Below are 20,325 nucleotides of genomic sequence, written 5' to 3'. Positions count from 1 at the left end.
CACCGAACCGAAGGAGCTCCCGCTTCGGCCTGAATGGATGGGCGGAACGTACCTGACCCGCCTGCAGGCCAATGGGCGGCGCCCCGCAGGGCCGCGGACCAGGCGCGTACGGCGGCTGGTCAATGAGCCCAGTGCCTGTTCCGTCCGGCGCTAAGGCTGGGAAATCCGAATGCTACCTCCTCGGGCGAGGCATAGAGCCTGTCAGACAGCGGCCACTCGGGGAGATCGGACGCACTGATCGGAACACCGCTGTCTTGGACAGCTGAACGCTCAGCGACGCAATGGAAGAGCCGGGGACGCTGCGGGGCGCCGCCCGCTCCAGGTTGCGGCCGCTGCAGCCAGCCTGGGGCTACTTCGACATACCCCTAGAGGGGCAGCCGCGGCCGCGGCGTATCCGGCTTGCAGGGCGGACCGCGGCGGTTCACTCGTTCCCTGATGCGGCCCGGCGGCGCCAGGCAGGCGCTAACGCCGCATCAAGCCGCCGATGACCGACCGCGTCGCAGCAACCGTCGAAGCACCTCGTGGCGATGCGCTCCGATCCAGCGTGGGGTATCACTGCGATACCTTGCAGCTTCCTTCCTGGCGGCAAGGCTTGCAATCGTTTGCCTCCCGATAGCTCTCCGAGAGCTCAAGGAGCGCATTCTTTACGATCGCCAGATGTTCGGTGCGGGACACCTGCGCCACGAAGAAATTCACGGTCGATGGAGCCGCAAAATAGGTCGCCAGCTCGTAGCCCCCGTTCGAGTAGCCGGAGAATTGCCACAACTCGCCTTCGGCCCCCGTCCTGGAGCGGACATCTCCGAGCTTCGTCGCCTCGACCGCCTCGGAAGCTTCCGCGTACATGGCAACGACGTCGTCTACGGCACGCCGAATGGCGTCCCGTGGCGCGCCACTGCTGAGTGCGGGTCGCGTATAGATGACATAGGGCGCAGCGGACAAGGAGCTGTCTTCGGGGTAAAACACCATCGGGACGCCGCTCATCGCCAACGCCGCCTCGCTCATAACCCAGCCCGATGGCGACGTGAAGTGGTAGCAGTGATCCTTCCCGTGTGCGTACCCGTGATCGCCTGCTGCAGCGCTGAACGAAGCCAGTAGGAACATGGCGGCAGAAAAAATGCTTCGCATGAGTGTGAGACCCGGCGTTTGGGTTAAGCCATGCCACGAAGCAGCGTCGGCTTGGATGAAGTGTTAGATCGTGCCTTTCGCCATTCGCTTCCGCTTGGGTCGTTGAATGCGTAGATAGAGAAGGGCGCCAATAAATCCAAGAAAGATGATGATCAATAGCCAGACGATCTTGTCATTGCCTGTCGCCGGTTCATTGTTTATGCAGTCAATGAGTGCCCATAACCAAAGCCCAGTGACAAATAGGAAAAATGCAAACATCAGGCCAATGTGAATCGACACAGGCAATCCTGCCGATGAAACTGGCGTGCTTTGTGCGACTGCAGGAAAAGATATGACGGGCATTAGTGCTAGTAACTTAAACTGGGACAAGAGATTTCTCCATTGTGATCTAACGCCTGAACTACGCTGGGCCGCAAAGCGGCTTCGGCTCGGGCCAACTGTTATATTCCCCTTATAGCTGAGTGACATCCCAGTTGAGTTGACAGTCAGTTCTGAAAACAAGCCTGCGCTTCAAAGATGCTACCCACTCCGCAGAGTTTAGTGCCGACTTCTCACCCGAATAGGTAATCTCAGTGGCCTCTACTTTTCCGCCCAATCCACCCGACATTTGAAAAGTAGCGCTTGGCTGCATTGTTAGATCTTTCATAAGCGAGAACCATCGATCTTTATCAGCCAGCCACTGATCTTCACGCTGTATGTCTACCGGACACTTGGCGCTAACAGTGACACTGGTTGGATGCGTGTAGTCAATCTCAGCTTGAGCTGAAACAGCACCAGCGAGCACGGACAGCGCCGATAGAATGAAGAACGAGTACCTCATTAAACCTCCGGAATTGGCAGCTAACACCCGAATTAAGCCGAGCCACGAAGCGGCATCGGCTTGGACGAATTGTCAGGTCGCGGCTGCCTTATGTGTGCGACTGGTTGCCCAAGCTTGGCCAACATAGGTGCCGATTGCCGTCGCAACGCCAGACAGTGAAAATGCTACCCAGTTGTGCTGGACGATGGAAAAGGCAGAAGCGTTGCCGGTAGGTGCTGCGATTAGGTACAGCATGTAGCCAACCGCCATCCAAAGTGCTGCCCATGTTGCCAATGCGATGAGCACAAATCGTCCACGTGCTATGGCGCCCCCGACAATGCTTGCGAGGAAAGAAACCACTATTGGTTGGACGGTGATGGTGACAATGCTCTGCGTCACAAAAGCATTGGCAATGTTGCTTAGCACGACATAGGTCGCGACTAGAGAAGCGAATCCAAGCCACAAGCGTTTCTGAGACATGCGGTTAACCTCCTTGAGCCAATTGACGCCCGACTTAAGCCGATCTACGAAGCGGTATCGGCTTGAATGAATTTTTAGCTGGAAAGCCTATCGCCAAGCCGTTTGATACGCCGCCTGTAAGTGACCGCGGCATGCCTTGTGCCGCGTATACCGCACAAACTGTCGCCAAGACCATCCAGCTTTCTAGAACTTGCAGACGGCGCATGCAACTCAAGCACTTTAGATAGAACGCCGATAGAGCCAAGAGGGGCCTCCATGTCTGGCGAAGAAACGAGCGCACGAACCGCAGCTGGATCATTTCGGGTCGCGCCGAGAAGTTGACCTTTTAGTGCCATTGTCTATCTCTTGCCGGCTAACGCTTGAATTAAGCCGATCCACGAAACAGGTTCGGTTTGAATGAATTGTTAGGCACGTTGCGACCAAGCTTGCACACTAGCAGGATAGCAATCGGCAGTGCAGAAAGTTGAAGGAAAAACTGAACTCCAACCCAGACGCTGTGTGAGAACAAGGGCAAGCCAAAAACGAGCCATGAGGTGCCCGCGGAAGATGCCAACGCTAAGAAAGTATTGGTGCGGATATGCTCTTTGCTGAGGCGGCATAGGACCCAAGCGACGGGCAGGCAAAGGACAACATTGAACAAGAAATCCGTGAACGTGACGGCGCTTGAGAAGCCTATGCCTCGAAGTCCGGTGCGTAATAAGAAGCCGGGGAGCGGGCTATACGCAGCAATGCATGCCCAGCACCACACGAGAAATAGAGCCAGTAGGCCGCCGATGGCAATTGCAACAATCCCGGAGCTTAAACGTGACATGCGAGGCCCTCCCTTACGCGCCTAACGCCAGAATTAAGCCGCGTTGCGGAGTAACGTCGGCTTGAATGATTGGTTAGAGCCCATCGCCTGACCAGCAGTGAAGGGCGTACTCAAGTGCATTCCTTACAATGATCGGCGTTACTTCGGCGAACTCAAGTCCCGTCGAAATAGCCTCAGCAAGGGCGTCATAGCTTTTCGGCATTGCCGCGCGAAGGTCTCTTTCTGAGAAGTCATCGCCAAAAGCTAAAGTGAGAACCTCATACGCATCTTGTCCGCTGAACTCACAGTGGTCCGCAGCTTTATTGAGAGCGTCTGCGAAGTTGCTAGAAACGGATGAAATGAAGTCCAAGTCGCTGTGGCTATTGGTCATGGGCTCTAACGCCTTATGTCTTTAGTTTCCCCTAGCCTAGGTGCCGAGAGCCCGACGTGCGCGCCCGATAACGCCTCGGTGTCAGCACCACCGTAATTCAGCAGGGGCCGCACGTCGGATCTCGCGTCCTGCGCCCGGACAGTTGGTCGAGGTTTCCCTCGAACGGATAAGCGTGGGCCTCGGGCGCGATGCTCTCGACCAGCCAACTGTAGCGGAGAATCGACATGACGGCAGTGGGAATCGACGTGGGCAAGGCCAGCCTGGATCTGGCAGTAGACGGGCAAAGTGAAGTGGCCCGTTATCCCAATACCCCGACCGGAATTACTAAGGTCATTGAGCGACTGCAGCATTTGAAGGCAACCCGGATCGTGGTCGAAGCCACCGGTGGTTATGAGGAGCCGCTGCTGGAGGCCTGCTGCGATGCCGGTCTCTGGATCGCACGGGTGAATCCACGCCAGGCCCGCGATATTGCCCGCGCCACTGGCGAGCTGGCCAAGACCGATGCGATTGATGCCCGCTTGCTGGCATTGATGGCCCGCCTGTTTGCCGACCGGCTTCGCCCGCATCTGGCGCCACTACCGTGGCAGCGTGAGATGCGCCACTGGCTGCGCCGGTGGGCCCAAGTGGTCGTGACGTTACAGGCACAGAAACAGCAGGCCGCGATGGCTCCGGTATCGGTACGCAAGCTGGCGACCCGCACCATCGCCGCACTGGCCCGCGAACAGGCTGCAATCAACCAGGCCATCCACGTGCTGATCAAACAGCACATCACTCCCGCCGTCCGCTCTAGCAAGGGGCTCGGCCCGGTGTTCCAGGCAACGGTACTGGCGTTGTTGCCCGAGCTGGGGCATCTCGACCGCCGACAGATTGCCAAGCTGGTAGGCGTAGCCCCAATGAACCGGGACAGCTGTCAAGGCTCTGGCCAGCGTCGCATCCGGGGAGGCCGGTCGCCGGTGCGGGTGGCGCTCTATATGGCCACGCTGTCCGCGGTGCGCTGGGACCCGATGATGAAAGCGCATTACCAGCAATTGCGCGAACGAGGAAAGCTGGGCAAAGTGGCGGTCGTGGCGTGCATGCGAAAGCTGCCGGGGATCGTAAATGCCAGGCGGCGCGATGAACTTCGAGCGGAGCTCGTGGCACTAGCTTGAGCGGCACGCTTCAAGACAGTTGCTGAATTAAGCCGACCCGCGTAGCGGGTTCGGCTTGAATGAATTGTTAGCTGCCAGCGACGTACTCATACACGCGGAGCGGCAGGTAGCGATAAGACGACATTGCAAACTCGTGGATCTCATGAGTCACCCGAACCGGAAGCCCGCACCCAAGGCAGCAGAAGTCAGTGTAATCCGTCTCCCACGGCACGGGCGGACCGGAAGCGGCGTCCAGCGCCGCATGGATAATTGGCGTGAATGACTCAGGGTTCTTGAGGCCGAGCTGGAACCGAGTGGACTCACCACACGCGGCACAACGGTATGCCGCTGGGTGGCCCAAGACAGGCCGGCCAGTGAACCGATCTGGCGATAGGTTCATCAGCCGTGCTCCTGGCTCGGTCGCAACCACTTTTTCCATGGCAGCTAACGCCAGAGTTAAGCCGCGTTGCGGAGCAACGTCGGCTTGAATGACTTGTTAGGCAGTGAGTGGCCAGAACGGTTTGATGCTGCAACCGTGCTCCCCAGCACTGCCGCCTTTTGCCGAGCTTGCCACAGACTGCGGGGCGGGGCTTGCCCTTTGAGCCACGGTGCGCAGCGCCACCGAAGCCGTGGCCATGTGGCACTAGAAACTTGCCGAAGCGGAAACCATCTGAAGTTTTAGCTCCACCACGGCCTAACGCCAGAATTAAGCCGCGTTGCGAAGCAACGTCGGCTTGGATGACTTGTTAGGCAGTGAGTGGCTAGAACGGTTTGATGCTGCAACCGTGCTGCCCAGCACTGCCGAATTTTGCCGAGCTTGCCACAGACTGCGGGGCGTGGCTTGCCCCTTGAGCCACGGTGCGCGATGCCACCGAAGTCGCGGCCATGGGGCGCAGGAAACTTGCCGAAGCGGAAACCATCTGAAGATTTAGCTCCACCACGGCCTAACGCCAGAGTTAAGCCGCGCCGCGAAGCGGCGTCGGCTTGAATGAATTGTTAGCTGCCACCAGCCAATTGGGCGACATTCCAGTTGAGTTGACAACCGGCTTTAAAAATCAAGTCGCGCTTTGCAGTCGCCACCCATGCTTCAGAATTCAATCCTATCTTTTCGCCCGAATAGATCAGCTCAACTGTATCTACCTTGCCACTTGGGCCTCCCGACATGCGAAAAGTTGCGCTTGGCTGCATCGATAGTTCCTTGAGAAGGGCAAACCATTGGTCCTTGTCTGGAAGAAAACTCCCCTGACCATCTATGTTTGCGGGGCATTTGGCTTCAACTGTGACAATAGTTGATTGTGTGTAGTCAATTATTGTTTCTGCTGAAGCAGCTCCCGAAAACGCAATCAAGGCTGAAGCAAGGGAAAGCGAGATCCTCATGAAATCTCCTGTTTGACAGCTAACGCCAGAATTAAGCCGCGTTGCGAAGCAACGTCGGCTTGGATGACTTGTTAGGCAGTGAGTGGCCAGAACGGTTTGGTATTGCAACCGTGCTCCCCAGCACTGCCGCCTTTTGCCGAGCTTGCCACAGACCGCGGGGCGTGGCTTGCCCAGTGAACCTTGAAGCGCAGTGCGACCGAAGCCGCGGCCATGGGGCACTGGAAACTTGCCGAAGCGGAAACCATCTGAAGGTTTAGCTCCACCACGGCCTAACGCCAGAATTAAGCCGCGTTGCGAAGCAACGTCGGCTTGGATGACTTGTTAGGCAGTGAGTGGCCAGAAAGGTTTGATGCCGCAACCGTGCTCCCCAGCACTGCCGCCTTCTTGTGAGCTTGCCACAGACTGCGGGGCTGGGCTTGCCCCATGAACCGTGATGCGAGGTGTTGCCGAAGCGGGTGACCAAGTGGCACCGGGAACTTGCCGAGGTGGAAACCACCTGAAGGTCTTGCCCCACCACGGCCTAACGCCAGAATTAAGCCGCGTTGCGGCGCAACGTCGGCTTGGATGACTTGTTAGGTGGGATTGGCCGAGATGTTTAGCCACTGACCAAAACCACCCGCCTGAACTGCATGACGAAGGCCGATAGTGCCACAGCGTGCGGGACCGGGGCTTGCTACTGAAACCATGCCGCGTGGAGCCGCCGAAGCCAACTGCAATGATTGTGCAGCAGAAATAAAGCCTGGGCCGAAGCCGTGAGCTTGCCGATGCCGAAAACATTGAAGAGCGGTGCCCGGAGCCGACTGGCAAACAACCGGTGAACTGTCCGAAGCAGAAACCACCCTCAATTTTTACCAATGCCACCTAACGCCAGAATTAAGCCGCGTTGCGAAGCAACGTCGGCTTGGATGACTTGTTAGGCAGTGAGTGGCCAGAGCGGTTTAATATTACAACCGTGCTGCCCAGCACTGCCGCCTTTTGCCGAGCCTGCCACAAATTGCGTGACTGGGCTTGCCCGGTGAACCGTGATGCGTGGTACTACCGAGGCCGCGACCTGGTGAAACCAAAAAGTTGCCGAAGTGGAAACCACCTTAAGGTTTGCTCCGCCACGGCCTAACGTCGGAGTTGACCGGCACGCAGCGGCATTGCGCCGCGAGGCGTGCGGGTGAGCATACGCCTCGTGGCGCAATGCCGCTGCGTGTCCGTGTCGAACGACCTGTTAGCGGGCATTCTCCCCTCCGTCGAGCCTCACATGCATCATTCTTGCGTCAGAGGCGATCAGGTCGTAACGCTTTACAAAATCGTGGATCTTCGCGCGCTCCATGCCGTAGGTCTCACACCATTTTCCGCATGCGTTACCAATCGCGATTATGAGCTTCTGCAAGTTGTAGTAGCCGGTAGTCTCGTGGTCTAACTTTACATCTGGCGGGAGCTCTCCGAGATAGAACACAAGTCTGCGGGTCTTTCCAGAAACGACCTTCCGCGAATCAAGATTACTCATGTGCAGAAGTGAGTTCCTATGCTCCCACAGCTCCTCGGCCGTTACTCCTAGCGGCGCGAGATCGGCATAGGCATTCAGCCACCGGACAAAAACCTTGTCGCGCGTGCTTTCGCCGTATTCGACAAACGCAACTGAGTCTATGGCCACCAAGAGCAGCTTGGCGGCTGAAACGTAGTGCTGATGTTGAAAGAGGATGCGGACTGGCTGGAAGAAGTCAGCGTTGAGCAGCTCCGTGAAATCGAAGCCCTCTTTCGTGAAGAACGTTCCGAAGTAATCGACGCTCATGGATGCCCGCTAACGTTTGAGCTCAGGCCGCGGCCCGTCAGGGCCGTCGCGCCTGCAGCGAATGGTTATGCGCGATTGCTGGTACCTGAGCCTGCACCTGCGCGAATTACGGCTAGAGCTTCTGTTAGAACACTCTCGCCCATGGTGGATCGTACCAGCTCGTTCAGCTGCCCTCGCTCAAACTCTGCCCACCCACACTGGGAGGCACCAGAGGAATGCGAGTACCGCCCATATGCGGCACATACAATTCCGTTATCGAACACAATGAATTGGTAGAGCTCGCCGCCAGGAATGTCCCTCTCCCACTTCCGAATTGCTTGCGGCGGAACGTATTTCTGGCTCACGACGATTCAGTCTCCATGTGAAATTGCCTCGCTCTACCTGAGCGCATAACTCTAAGTAGACCCCGAAAACGGGGATATGCCGGCATACTCGGGCTGGGCTGGTTGGCTGTCAACGGGGAAATCCTACGTTGAGTCAATTACTTATCTCATTTCCCCGTTCTTGATGCTTCCCCAGACTGGGCTGCATATCAGCGGGAGCGAAGCGATATGTCATATCCACCCGGAAACGAGGGATATCAGCGGCGTGCAGCAGACACCGGCGGGGCGGGGAATGCCGGTGGGACTTCGGGGAAATCACCGCAACGCAAGGCGGCCGTGAAGCGCGGGGGGATCGGGCCGCACCTGCTGCCGCCAATCGCGGCTCATCCCGCCGACGCCGCAGCGTCAACGGCAGGCAAGCCCAGGTTGTTGGATGAGGTGCGCCGGCACCTGCGCCTGAAGCATTACAGCCTGCGCACGGAAAAGGCCTATGTCGGTTGGATCGTGCGCTATATCCGTTTCCATCGCATGACCCATCCACGCGAGATGGCCGGCGAGCAGGTGGCGGCGTTTCTGTCGATGTTGGCGGTGAAGGGCAAGGTCACCGCCAGCACGCAGAACCAGGCGTTGTCGGCATTGCTGTTTCTTTACCGCGAAGTGTTGGGTACGCAGTTGCCGTGGATGGAGGGCGTGGTGCGGGCCAAGCGGCCCAAGCGCTTGCCGACGGTGTTGTCGCCGCAAGAAGTGCAGCGCCTGCTGCTGGCGATGGACGGCCGCCCGTGGTTGCTGGCCAGTCTGCTGTATGGCACCGGTATGCGCTTGATGGAATGCCTGCGCCTGCGGGTACAGGACGTGGACCTGTCACGCATGGAAATCCTGATCCGTGATGGCAAAGGCGGCAAGGACAGGCGTACGGTGTTGCCGCGCAGTCTGCTGGAATCGCTGCACAAGGAAATGGAGCGGGCGCGTCTGCTGCATCAACATGACCTGTTCGCCGGGCAGGGGGCGGTGTGGTTGCCCTACGCGCTGAAGCGAAAGTATCCGAATGCGGATCGCGAGTTCGGCTGGCAGTACGTGTTTCCGGCCGAGCGCATCAGTGTTGATCCGCGCGATGGCGTGCAGCGGCGCCATCATGTGGATGACGCGGTGCTGTCACGTGCCATCAAGAATGCGCGCATCCAGGTGGGCATCGACAAGCCGGTGTCGGCGCACACATTGCGTCATTCCTTCGCCACCCATCTGCTCGAGGCCGGGCACGATATCCGCACGGTGCAGGAACTGCTCGGGCACAAGGACGTGGCGACCACGCAGATCTATACGCATGTGCTGGGACGCGGTGCGGGTGGTCTGCTCAGCCCGTTGGACCGCTTGCCGGGAGCGTTGTCGCCCCCGGCGGAGTGAGCAAGTCAGCCGTCGAGCAGCGCGGTGTCGCGTACCGCGCCCTTGTCGGCGCTGGTGGCCAGCAGGGCATAGGCTTTGAGGGCGCTGCTGACCTTGCGCGGACGGGCGTCGGCCGGCTTCCAGCCGCGGGCGTCCTGTTCGGTGCGGCGTCGCGCGAGTTCGGCCTCGTCCACCAGCAGTGTGATACCGCGCTGCGGGATGTCGATGCGGATGCGGTCGCCGTCGCGGACCAGGCCGATGGCGCCGCCGGCCGCGGCTTCCGGCGAGCAGTGGCCGATGGACAGCCCGGAGGTGCCGCCGGAGAAACGGCCGTCGGTGAGCAGCGCGCAGGCTTTGCCCAGCCCCTTGGATTTGAGGTAGCTGGTGGGATACAGCATCTCCTGCATGCCCGGGCCGCCCTTCGGGCCTTCATAGCGGATCACCACCACATCGCCGGCCTGCACCTCGTCGCCGAGGATGCCCTTGACCGCCGCGTCCTGGCTTTCATAGACGCGGGCATTGCCTTCGAACACGTGGATGGATTCGTCCACGCCGGCGGTCTTGACCACGCAGCCGTCGGCGGCAAGGTTGCCGTACAGCACCGCCAGCCCGCCTTCGGTGGAGAACGCGTGGGCGACGCTGCGGATGCAGCCGTTGGCGCGGTCGGTATCCAGCGACGGCCAGCGCGTGGACTGGCTGAAGGCCACCTGCGTCGGAATACCGGCCGGGCCGGCCTTGTAGAACTGGTGCACGGTCTGGTCGCTGGTCTGGCTGATGTCCCAGCGGGCAATCGCCTCGCCCAGGGTGCGCGCATGCACGGTCGGCACCTCGGTGTGCAGCAGGCCGCCGCGCGCCAGTTCGCCGAGGATGGCCATGATGCCGCCGGCACGGTGCACGTCCTCGATGTGGTACTTGGGCGAGTTCGGCGCGACCTTGCACAGCTGCGGCACGCGCCGTGACAGGCGGTCGATGTCGCGCTGGTCGAAGGCGACTCCGGCCTCCTGCGCGGCGGCCAGCAGATGCAGGATGGTGTTGGTGGAACCGCCCATGGCGATATCCAGGGTCATCGCGTTCTCGAACGCCTCGAAGGTGGCGATGCCACGCGGCAGCACGCTGGCCTCCTCGCCGCCATACCAGCGGTGGCACAGCTCGACGATCAGCCGGCCGGCGCGCTTGAACAGGCCCTCGCGATCACTGTGGGTGGCCACCACGGTGCCGTTGCCCGGCAGCGACAGGCCCAGCGCTTCGGTCAGGCAGTTCATCGAGTTGGCGGTGAACATGCCCGAGCACGAGCCGCAGGTGGGGCAGGCGCTGCGTTCGATCGCGGCCACTTCCTCGTCGCTGATCGAGGCGTCACCGGCGGCGACCATCGCGTCGATCAGGTCCAGCTTGTGGTCGGCCAGCTTGGTCTTGCCCGCCTCCATCGGCCCGCCGGAAACGAACACCACCGGGATGTTCAGGCGCAGCGCGGCCATCAGCATGCCGGGGGTGATCTTGTCGCAGTTGGAGATGCACACCAGCGCATCGGCGCAGTGCGCGTTGGCCATGTACTCGACCGAGTCGGCGATGATCTCGCGGCTGGGCAGCGAATACAGCATGCCGTCGTGGCCCATCGCGATACCGTCATCCACGGCGATGGTATTGAATTCCTTGGCCACGCCGCCGGCGGCCTGGATCTCGCGCGCGACCAGCTGGCCCAGGTCCTTCAGGTGCACGTGGCCGGGCACGAACTGGGTGAAGGAGTTGACCACCGCGATGATCGGCTTGTGGAAGTCGCCATCGGTCATGCCGGTGGCGCGCCACAGGGCGCGGGCGCCGGCCATGTTGCGGCCGGCGGTGGAGGTTTTCGAACGGTATTCGGGCATGGGATAGCGAACGCGACAACGGGCGCAACGGCACCTTGGCCATTGATTCTGCATAAAAAACCCGGTTACAGCTGCAACCATCGCGACGCTGTCTGCGTGCCTGCAACTGAAAGCCGATTCAGTTTGACCGCGCTGCCGATTTCCGCCCGATGCGCTGGATCGGGCATCATTCGGAAACGACTTTCACGGGGAATCGACGATGAAGCGATCCAGGACCACCGCACTGCTGCTGATGAGCGCCGCGCCGCTGCTGTTTACCGCCTGCCAGAAGGAGCAAGCCGTGCAGGTGCAGGAAGGGCTGTACACCTCGGTGGAGGCCTGCGGTGAAGCGACCGGTGATCCGTCCGCGTGCCGCACGGCGTTTGCCGCCGCGCAGCAGCAGGCGGCCGACGCCGCGCCCAAGTACGCCAGCCAGGCCGAGTGTGCCAAGGAGTACCCGGCCGAGCAGTGCGTGCAGCAGACCACCAGCGCCGGCACCTCGTTCATCGGGCCGATGATGATGGGCTTTTTCATGTCGCAGATGCTCAACAGCGGCCGCGGCGCGGTGGCCGCCCCCCCGGCCGCGCAGCCGGCCTTCAAGGACAAGGCCAATGGCTGGGCCAAGCCCGCACCGGGCGGCAGTGGCGGCCTGAACACCGCCAGCGGCATCGGTGCCGGCAAGGCCGGTCTGGCCCCGGTCACGGCGACCCCGAACCGCGCGGTGACCGCCAGCCGTGGCGGCTTCGGCACGCGCAGCGGCGGCCGCAGCAGCGTCGGCGGTTGATGCGGTGAGGCGTATCGCAATTGCCGAGCGCGGCAACTGGCGCGCGCGCGCGGCCGAGGCCGGGTTCCGCTTCCACACCATCGACGGTGCCCCGTACTGGGATGAAAGCGCGTACTACGCCTTCACCCTGCGCCAGATCGAGCATGACATCGAGGATCCCAGCGCCGAGCTGCATGCGATGGCACTGGATCTGGTGGGCGAGGTGGTGGCCAGCGAGGCGCTGATGGCGCAGCTGGCCATCCCGGAAGCTTTTCGCGACTGGATCGCCGAGAGCTGGCGCCGGCGTGATCCGCATCTGTACGGGCGGCTGGACTTCGCCTACGACGGCACCGGCCCGGCCAAGTTGTACGAGCTGAACTACGACACGCCCACGTCCCTGTACGAGGCGTCGTTCTTCCAGTGGCAATGGCTGGAGGACCAGCGCAACCGTGGCGCGCTGCCGCTGCAGGCCGACCAGTTCAATTCGATCCACGAAACGCTGGTGGAGCGCTTTGCCGAACTGGCGGCGCGGCTGCCGCCGCCGCTGTATTTCAGCGCGGTGGGCGAATCGAGCGAGGACCAGGGCACGGTGGATTACCTGCGCGATTGCGCGGCGCAGGCCGGCCTGCACGGCGCGGCGATCGCGATCGAGGACATCGGCCTGTCGGCCGACGGCCGTTTCACCGATCTGGACGATGGGGTGATCGGCAGCCTGTTCAAGCTGTACCCGCTGGAAGACCTGATGCGCGAGGAGTTCGGCGCGGCGCTGCCCAAGTCCGGCGTACAGCTGCTGGAGCCGGCGTGGAAGGCGGTGCTGAGCAACAAGGGCATCCTGCCGCTGCTATGGCAGCGCCATCGGGGCCATCCGAACCTGCTGGAAGCGCATTTCGACGATGGCAGCGCGCTGCCGGCCGGCTGGGTGCGCAAGCCGCTGCATTCGCGCGAGGGTGCCAATGTCGCCATGCACATGAGCGATGGCCGCTGGCAGGAAAGCGAAGGGCCGTACACCGGGCCGAGCATCCGCCAGGCGTTCCATGCGCTGCCGGTGTTCGAGGGCAACTATCCGCTGGTCGGCAGCTGGGTGGTGGGCGATCACGCCTGCGGCATCGGCATCCGCGAGGACAACAGCCGCATCACCCGCGACAGCGCCCGCTTCCTGCCGCACGCGATCCTCGATGACGCGCCACAGGGCAGCACCCGCATCTATCTGTAATCGATCGGCCGGGACGCTAGAACAGGACAAGGCCCCGCATCGCGGGGCCTTGCTTGTTTTACATCTTGTAGATCAGGTGCACGCTAAAGGTGCGGCCGGACTCACCCTCTGAGCGCCACCATTCCAGATCCTGGCCCACGGCCAGATTGCGCTTCTCGTTGAGCAGGTTGCGCGCGTCGAACTTCACCAGCCAATGCGTGCCGAAGTGGTGGCGCAGGCTGAAGTCCAGACTGTCGTAATCGTCCGTGCCGCGGTTGAGATAGGGCTCGTCGCCCAGTATGGTCAGGCTGGCGCTCTGGTAGTTCCAGGCCAGGCGCACCTCGCCGCCTTGCGGCAACGCATAGAACACGGCGAGGTTGGCCAGCCATTCGCTCTGGTCCACCAGTTGGTCGAGCTGGTGACGCTGGCCCTTGGCGATGTAATCCATCGATCCATCCGACCACATCAGATTGGTGGACATGCCCACCTTGTCACGCAGGAAACCGGGCAGATGCGGGATGCGGTTGTTGATGTAGCCGAACTCCACGCCGCTGATGGTGGAGCCCTCGGCATTCATCGGCCGGGTGGACAGCCACGACAGGCCGTCGATCTGCACCTCGCTGGCCAGGCGGAAGATGTCGTCCTTGATCTGCTTGTGGAACAGGCCCAGCGTCATCGCTGAATCGTAGCCATCGATGAACCATTCCACCGCCACGTCAAAGTTGTCCGACACGCGTGGCCTCAGGTCCGGGTTGCCCTGGCTGATGGTCTGGTTTTCTTGGTTGATGGTGGAAGGTTCGGCGATCTGGTTCGGCATCGGCCGGCCCAGGGTACGGCTATAGGCCGCTTTCAGCCGCCAGCTGTCGTTGAAGCTGTGCAGCAGGTTGGCCGAGGGCAGCCAATGGTCGTACTTGCCCTTGCTGGGGACAAAGCGGGGGTCGAACACGCCATTGACGGTTTCCGGCGCGTGACCGGTGTAGTCCGCCTTGTCGTAGCGCAGGCCGGCCACCACCTTGGTGCTGTCGGTGGCATAGCCGAACATGCCGTAGCCCCAGCCGATGGTCTCGTCGTATCGGAAGTCTTCCGTGCCGGAGGCTTTCAGTGACGAGGCCGCGTTGATGCCCAGCGTGGGCAGCACTTCATCGCGGAACTTGGCGTAGTCCACCACCATCGACGGCAGCGGGAAATAGCCCGGGGTGAAATGGTAGTCGCTGTAGCCGGCCAGGGTGAAGACCGGATTGATGACGTAGTTGGTCACCGTGACGTCGCGCTCCAGCGCATAGTCACGCAGGCCCGCACCGAACTTCCAGCCCCATCCCACGCTGCCGTTGTCCATGTTGTGGCTGTAGTCCAGCTTGAACTCGGTGGCATCGGCTTCCGAGGCGGTCTGGGTGGTGGAGGCGCTGGCCAGCTTGTAGCCGCTGGCGTTGCCATAGCGCTCGGGTTCGCGCACGTCGAAGCCGTAGTGCTTGCCATCGAACCAGTAGTCAAGCAGGCCACCGGCATTGCTCAGGCGATAGCGCACCTGTGGAGCCGTATTGTCGTAGCCGGAGAACGAGTAGCCGGCACGTACATCCAGGCGGCTGAGTTCATCGAAGTCGAAACGTGAGTGGTAGATCGCACCGCGGCTGCGGCGGTCGATGGTGTCCATGTAGAACGCGGCATCGGCCCGGCCCACGCTCAAGGTGCCGGAGGCGTCGCTCTGGTTCTGCATGCCCGACAAGCTGTTGAGGCTGTATTCGTTGCGGTTCTCGGTGTAGTCCTGGCCGTAGCCGTACAGCAGCAGCGAGTGGTAGCTGCTGTCGTTGGGCTTCCACTCCAGGCGCGCGGAGATGCCCTTGCGGTCGGAGACGCGGTTGTTGAAGTCATAGCTGCGCGCGGTGTCGGGTACGGCGCGGTAGCCGTTCCAGCCCGATGCCGACGGCGAGGCGATTTTCTTGCCGGACTGGTCGAAGAACATCAGGCCGTTGGCGTTGTACTTGGTCAGGTCGCGCTGCTGGGTGCCGGCGTTGGCGGCCAGGGTCAGGCCCCACTGCCCATCGGCACCGAATACCGTCGACCACAGCGCGCTCAGGCCTTTGCCGAGGTTGTTGCTGTGGTCGTCGTGCAGGTTGTTGGTATTGGGCACCGTGTTGTAATCGGCCCAGTTCAGCTGCGCGTCCACGATCAAGGCATCCTTGCCGCCGTTCTGGAATGCGCTGCGCGGCACCAGGTTCACCACGCCACCGACCGAGCCCGATTCCAGGTCGGCGGTAAAGGTCTTGTAGATGTCGGTGCGGCGTGCCACCTGGCTGGGGATCATGCCCATGTCGACGCGGCGGGTGCCATCGCCCGAATCGCCCACCGAGATCATGGTGATGCCGTCGATCATGGTGTGGTTGAGATCCGGGGTGATGCCGCGAATGGTGATGAATTGGCCTTCGTCGTCACGGTACAGCGTGCCGACCCCGGGCACGCGGCGCAGCGCCTCGGTGATGTTCTGATCGGGCAGATCGCCGGTATCGTCCTGCACCAGGCTGTCGACGATGCCGTCGGTGTTGCGGCGGATCTCGATCTGTTCCTGGCCTTGCTGGATGGAGCCGGCCACCACCTGCACGGCATCGAGCTGGGTGGCGTCGGGGGCGGCTTGTGGTAGGGCGGCGAAGGCCGGGGCGGACAGGACAAGCGCCAGCGAGATGCTGGCGGGCAGCAGCGCGGTGCGCTGCAGGCGCGGAGATACGGTCATGGGCGTGGCTTTCCAATCGGGGAGAAAACGGCGAGGGTGCACGGCGCGCGCCGGCAATTCGGTCAGATGCGTTCGGGCTGCGGCCGGTCGGGGCTGAGCTGGAAGCGGGCGACGGTGGACAGCTGTCCGCCCGGGCGTTCGACGCGGTCCACTACCTTCAGCTCGGTGCTCCAGCGGTCGGCGCGGATATCGAAGATCTGGTAACCGCGCTGCGCGTTGTTGAAGCTGATGTGCGGGTTTTGTGCCAGGTAGTGTTCCTGGCCTTTGCGCAGTAGGCCGCCATCGCCGTTGGAGCTGATCGAGGTGCAGACGAACTCGCTGGCAACCGCGGCGCTGGCCAAGTCCTGCGGATTGGAGGGCAGGTGGCCGACGTAGTGCTGGTGCACATCGCCGGTGGCGATCACCACGTTGCGCAGGCCGCGCTGCTGGATGGTCTGGATCAGGCGCGCGCGCGAACGCGGGTAGCCGTCCCAGCCATCGTCGCTGAGTGCGGGCTCGGTGGCATCCGGGCGACGGCGGTCCAGCGGCATGCACACCACCTGCTGGGCGATCAGGTTCCAGCGTGCGTCGTTGTCCAGACCCTGCTGCAGCCACTGCTGCTGTGCATCGCCGAGCATGCTGTCCTCACCATCCACATCGGTGCGGCAATGCGGCTCCTCGGGCTTGCCACAGAACTGGTCGCTGCGATGGCTGCGCGTATCCAGCACGTGCATGCGCAGCAATTGTCCGTAGTCGAGCCGACGGTGCATGCTCAGGCCATGCGGGCGCGCCAGCTGTGCGCGGCGTACCGGCATGTTTTCGTACCAGGCCTGCAGTGCCGCAGCGCGGCGCAGCAGGAAAGCTTCGGGCGGCGTACCGTCCTGATCGAACTCGCCGGCCCAGTTGTTGTCTACCTCGTGGTCGTCGAACGAGGGGATGAAAGCGACCGCCGCGTGTGCGGCCTGCAGATCGGTGTCGCTCTTGTACTGGGCGTAGCGGCGACGGTAGTCGGCCAGATCGTAGATTTCCTCCCCCAGGTGCTCGCGCACCATGATCTTGCGACCGTCCAGGGTCACGCCTTTGCCGGCTTTTCCTTCATAGATGTAGTCGCCGTAGTGGAACAGTGCGTCCAGCTCGCCATCATTGGCCAGGTACTGATAGGCGGAGAAGTGGCCGGCTTCGTAATGCTGGCAACCGGCCACGGCGATGCGCAGTGCATCCGGCGTGCTGCCAGCGGCTGGTGCGGTGCGGACACGACCGATGCTGCTGCTGGCATCGTCCAGGTGGAAGCGGTACCAGTACGGTCGTTGTGCGGCCAGCCCCGCCACTTCGACATGCACGCTGTGGCCCAGCTCGGGGCGTGCGATATGCGCACCGCGCTGCACGACACGCGAGAAATGCTCATCCTCTGCAATTTCCCACTGCACCTGCATCGGGGTCATCGGCATGCCACCGTGTTGCTGCAGGGGCTCCGGCGCCAGGCGGGTCCAGATGACAAAGCCATCGGGCAATGGATCACCGGCGGCAACGCCCAAGGTGAAAGGGTTCGCGTTGAGTCTGGGAGCTGCAAGCAGGCTGCGCGGCGCCATGCCGGCCAGCAGGGCAAGACCACCTGCGCCGAGCAGTAGCTGGCGGCGGGTGACGAGACGAGCGTTCATCGAGCAGAGAATTTCCGTACAGCGGTAGGCGGGGCGGATTCTCTTGTCCGAGCATTACATGGTGGTTACCACGGTGTGTCGGTGATCATGTGGGTATGCATGCGGTGATGCAGGGCGTCTTGCGCTGCAACGACATCGCAGCGGAAACATGCAAAATCCTGCGATAGAAGATGCGTGCGCAATGGAGTGCGATGGCCGCTTTGGCGCAGGCCATGCTCCGCTCAGGCAATGCCTGGCTTGGCCCGGCACTACAGCTTTCGCTGTCTACATCGCTGCTTACAGCAGGCCGTCGCGCTTCACGGCCAGGTAGCGTTCCACCAGCGCCGCCGGCAACTCCTCGGCGGTGACATCCAGCACCATCACCCGGTGGCTGCGCAGCGCTTCGTGCGCATCGCTGCGTTTTTGCAGGTAGCGGGCGATCGCGCCGGCCTGCACCGCGTCGGCCAGGGTGTCGACTTCGCGGGTCAGTGCCTCATCCAGCGCCCGTTCGCGCAGGCTGGCCACGCACACCAGGTGACGCTTCTGCAGCAGCCGCACCGCGGCCAGCAGATCCTCGATGTCCTCGTCGCGCACATTGGTGACCAGCATCACCAGGGCACGGCGCGACTGGCGCAGCGACAGTTCGGTGGCGGCGGCCAGATAGTCGGTGGCCACCGGCTGCGGCTGCAGGTCGTAGCTGGCGCGCAGCAGCGCATCGATCCCCCCCATGCCACGTTGCGGTGCCACCCAGCGGGTCTGCCCGCCGCTGGCGAACAGGCCCACGCCATCGCCTTGGCGCAGGGCCAGATACGACACCACCAGCGCGGCATTGAGCACATGATCGAAGTGCGACAGCCCGCCGTCGTCGGCCATCATGCGGCGGCCGGTATCGATCAGCATCAGCAGCTGCTGGTTCTTCTCGTCCTGGTACTCGCGCGAGATCAGCTTGCGTGCGCGTGCGGTGGCCTTCCAGTCGATCTGGCGCAGGCTGTCGCCGACCCGGTATTCGCGCATCTGGTGGAAATCGGTGCCTTCGCCACGGCGGCGCTTGAGGTGGGCGCCGACCAGGCGCGAGGCCATTTCCGCGCTGAGCAGCGCAAAGCGGGTGAGCGGGGCGAAGTTGGGATACACGCGCACGGTCTGCGGCGTGCCGGCCAGGCGTAGCTGGCGCCACAACCGCAAGGGCGAATGCAGCCGCAGGTGCACGCCATCGAACACGAAGGTGCCGCGGCTGGCCGGGGTGAAGCGGTAGCTGAAACGGGTTTCACTGGCGCGCGCCAGCGTCAGCCGGCGCGGCAGGCCCTGGCTGTTCCAGCCATCGGGCAGAAGGTCGAACACGTCCACGCGCTGGCGGCCGAAGGCATCCAGCTGCAGCCAGGTTTCGCGTTCCACGCCCAGCGCCAGTGAATCGGGCAGCTCGCGTCGCACCTGCGGGGTGGGCCGGCGCCACAGCAGCAGTCCATCCAGCAGCGCAAGCAGGGCGATCACGCCCGCCACCGCCTGCCACAGTGGCAACGGCAGGTAATGCAGCGCCGCCGGCACGCCCAGCAGTCCCCACAGCACCAGCAGCGCGAGCAGCAGCGGGGCGGGCCTCACTTGCGCGGTGCCTCCACCTTGGCCAGCAGCGCGGTGAGCACATCGTCGGTGGACTGGCCTTCGATCTGCAGTTCCGGTGCCAGGGTGATGCGATGGCGCAGCACCGGCCGGGCGATCTCGCGCACGTCATCCGGGGTGACGAAATCCCGCCCGGCCAGCACCGCCTGCGCGCGTGCGGCGCGCACCAGACCGATGCTGCCGCGTGGACCGGCGCCCAGCGCGATGCCCGGCCACTTGCGCGTGGCGGCCACGATGCGCACCGCGTAGTCCACCACCTGCGGATCGACGGTGATCGCGGCCACCGCCTTCTGCAGCGCCACCACATCGGCGCCACTGAGCACGCGCGGCACCTGCGCCAGGTTGAAGTCGCTGGCGGTACGGCCGGTGGTGATGGCCTGCACCATCTGCTTCTCGTCCTCCAGCTGCGGGTAGTCGATCAGCACCTTGAGCAGGAAACGGTCCAGCTGCGCTTCGGGCAACGGGTAGGTGCCCTCCTGCTCGACCGGGTTCTGCGTGGCCAGGGTCAAAAACGGCGGGCTCAGCGCGAAGCCCCGGCCTTCGATCGTCACCTGGCCTTCCTGCATCACTTCCAGCAGCGCCGACTGGGTCTTGGCCGGGGCGCGGTTGATCTCGTCGGCCAGCAGCAGGTTGGTGAACACCGGGCCGCGGCGGATCTTGAAGCTTTCGGTCTTCGGGTCGTAGACCGCGTGGCCGCTGACGTCGCTGGGCATCAGGTCCGGGGTGAACTGCACGCGGGCGTAGTCCAGCTCCAGCGCCTGCGCCAGGGCGCGTACCAGCAGCGTCTTGCCCAGTCCCGGCACGCCTTCGATCAGCACATGGCCGCCGGCCAGCAGCGCGATCAGGATCTGGTCGAGCACATCGGCCTGGCCGATGAAGGCCTGCCCGACCGCCTCGCGGATGCGTTCGACGCGCTCGATCAGCCCGGCGTGGCCCGTCGCCGGCATGGCCGGGGCGGCAAGCGGTGCCAGCGGCGCGGGGGAGACGGCGGGCGCG

Annotated in this window: 16 protein-coding genes; 4 read left to right on the top strand and 12 right to left on the bottom strand. The window is 62.7% G+C overall.

Going from position 1 to position 20,325, the window contains the following annotated elements; genetic code table 11:
- Positions 1-552: 552 nt before the first annotated feature.
- From ACVOMC_RS12000 to ACVOMC_RS11980, 5 genes are all read right to left on the bottom strand, one after another.
- Positions 553-1,125: a hypothetical protein gene (locus tag ACVOMC_RS12000; protein WP_481524132.1), complete on the bottom strand. Its 573-nt coding sequence runs from the start codon at positions 1,123-1,125 to the stop codon at positions 553-555.
- Positions 1,126-1,188: 63 nt separating this feature from the next.
- Positions 1,189-1,494 (bottom strand): PLDc N-terminal domain-containing protein, encoded by a 306-nt coding sequence (locus ACVOMC_RS11995; RefSeq protein WP_481524131.1) that lies wholly within the window; start codon positions 1,492-1,494, stop codon positions 1,189-1,191.
- An 82-nt stretch (positions 1,495-1,576) separates the two neighbouring features.
- Entirely contained in the window at positions 1,577-1,945 is a 369-nt protein-coding gene (locus ACVOMC_RS11990) for a hypothetical protein (protein ID WP_481524130.1), read from the bottom strand.
- A gap of 72 nt (positions 1,946-2,017) precedes the next feature.
- Positions 2,018-2,404 (bottom strand): hypothetical protein, encoded by a 387-nt coding sequence (locus ACVOMC_RS11985; RefSeq protein WP_481524129.1) that lies wholly within the window; start codon positions 2,402-2,404, stop codon positions 2,018-2,020.
- A gap of 884 nt (positions 2,405-3,288) precedes the next feature.
- A complete protein-coding gene (locus ACVOMC_RS11980; RefSeq protein ID WP_481524128.1) occupies positions 3,289-3,585 on the bottom strand; it encodes a hypothetical protein in 297 nt (98 codons plus the stop codon).
- 224 nt (positions 3,586-3,809) lie between these two features.
- On the opposite strand from ACVOMC_RS11980, the gene ACVOMC_RS11975 reads away from it, so the two are divergent.
- On the top strand, positions 3,810-4,733 hold the full coding sequence (locus ACVOMC_RS11975) for an IS110 family RNA-guided transposase (RefSeq protein ID WP_481524127.1): 924 nt from the start codon (positions 3,810-3,812) through the stop codon (positions 4,731-4,733).
- 975 nt (positions 4,734-5,708) lie between these two features.
- On the opposite strand, the gene ACVOMC_RS11970 is transcribed toward ACVOMC_RS11975, so the two are convergent.
- Complete coding sequence (locus ACVOMC_RS11970) at positions 5,709-6,089, bottom strand: hypothetical protein (protein ID WP_481524126.1); 381 nt, start codon at positions 6,087-6,089, stop codon at positions 5,709-5,711.
- A gap of 1,216 nt (positions 6,090-7,305) precedes the next feature.
- A complete protein-coding gene (locus ACVOMC_RS11965; protein WP_481524125.1) occupies positions 7,306-7,872 on the bottom strand; it encodes a hypothetical protein in 567 nt (188 codons plus the stop codon).
- 761 nt (positions 7,873-8,633) lie between these two features.
- Here ACVOMC_RS11965 and ACVOMC_RS11960 point away from each other — a divergent pair.
- Positions 8,634-9,596, top strand: a complete 963-nt coding sequence (locus ACVOMC_RS11960; protein WP_481524124.1) for an integron integrase — start codon at positions 8,634-8,636, stop codon at positions 9,594-9,596.
- A gap of 5 nt (positions 9,597-9,601) precedes the next feature.
- Here ACVOMC_RS11960 and ilvD read toward each other — a convergent pair whose 3' ends face one another.
- A complete protein-coding gene (gene ilvD / locus ACVOMC_RS11955; protein WP_481524123.1) occupies positions 9,602-11,440 on the bottom strand; it encodes a dihydroxy-acid dehydratase in 1,839 nt (612 codons plus the stop codon).
- Positions 11,441-11,639: 199 nt separating this feature from the next.
- Between ilvD and ACVOMC_RS11950 the strand changes: the two genes are divergently transcribed.
- Together ACVOMC_RS11950 and ACVOMC_RS11945 are read left to right on the top strand one after the other, a co-directional pair.
- A complete protein-coding gene (locus tag ACVOMC_RS11950; RefSeq protein ID WP_481524122.1) occupies positions 11,640-12,203 on the top strand; it encodes a DUF1190 domain-containing protein in 564 nt (187 codons plus the stop codon).
- A gap of 4 nt (positions 12,204-12,207) precedes the next feature.
- On the top strand, positions 12,208-13,395 hold the full coding sequence (locus ACVOMC_RS11945) for a glutathionylspermidine synthase family protein (RefSeq protein WP_481524121.1): 1,188 nt from the start codon (positions 12,208-12,210) through the stop codon (positions 13,393-13,395).
- 58 nt (positions 13,396-13,453) lie between these two features.
- Here the strand turns inward: ACVOMC_RS11945 and ACVOMC_RS11940 are convergent, their stop codons facing one another.
- The 4 genes from ACVOMC_RS11940 to ACVOMC_RS11925 form a co-directional block, all read right to left on the bottom strand.
- Positions 13,454-16,099, bottom strand: a complete 2,646-nt coding sequence (locus tag ACVOMC_RS11940; protein ID WP_481524120.1) for a TonB-dependent receptor — start codon at positions 16,097-16,099, stop codon at positions 13,454-13,456.
- A gap of 62 nt (positions 16,100-16,161) precedes the next feature.
- The gene (locus ACVOMC_RS11935; protein WP_481524119.1) at positions 16,162-17,736 is read right to left on the bottom strand and encodes an alkaline phosphatase D family protein; all 1,575 of its coding nucleotides are present in this window, start codon (positions 17,734-17,736) and stop codon (positions 16,162-16,164) included.
- 276 nt (positions 17,737-18,012) lie between these two features.
- Positions 18,013-19,311: a DUF58 domain-containing protein gene (locus ACVOMC_RS11930; RefSeq protein ID WP_481524118.1), complete on the bottom strand. Its 1,299-nt coding sequence runs from the start codon at positions 19,309-19,311 to the stop codon at positions 18,013-18,015.
- Positions 19,308-20,276: an AAA family ATPase gene (locus ACVOMC_RS11925; RefSeq protein WP_481524205.1), complete on the bottom strand. Its 969-nt coding sequence runs from the start codon at positions 20,274-20,276 to the stop codon at positions 19,308-19,310. Before ACVOMC_RS11925 ends, ACVOMC_RS11930 begins: the two co-directional genes overlap by 4 nt.
- Positions 20,277-20,325 lie beyond the last annotated feature (49 nt).

The sequence above is a fragment of the Stenotrophomonas sp. STEN014 genome, assembly GCF_056760315.1.
The sequence above is the reverse complement of the archived record's forward strand: the minus strand, read 5'-3'. Positions and strand labels throughout refer to the sequence as shown.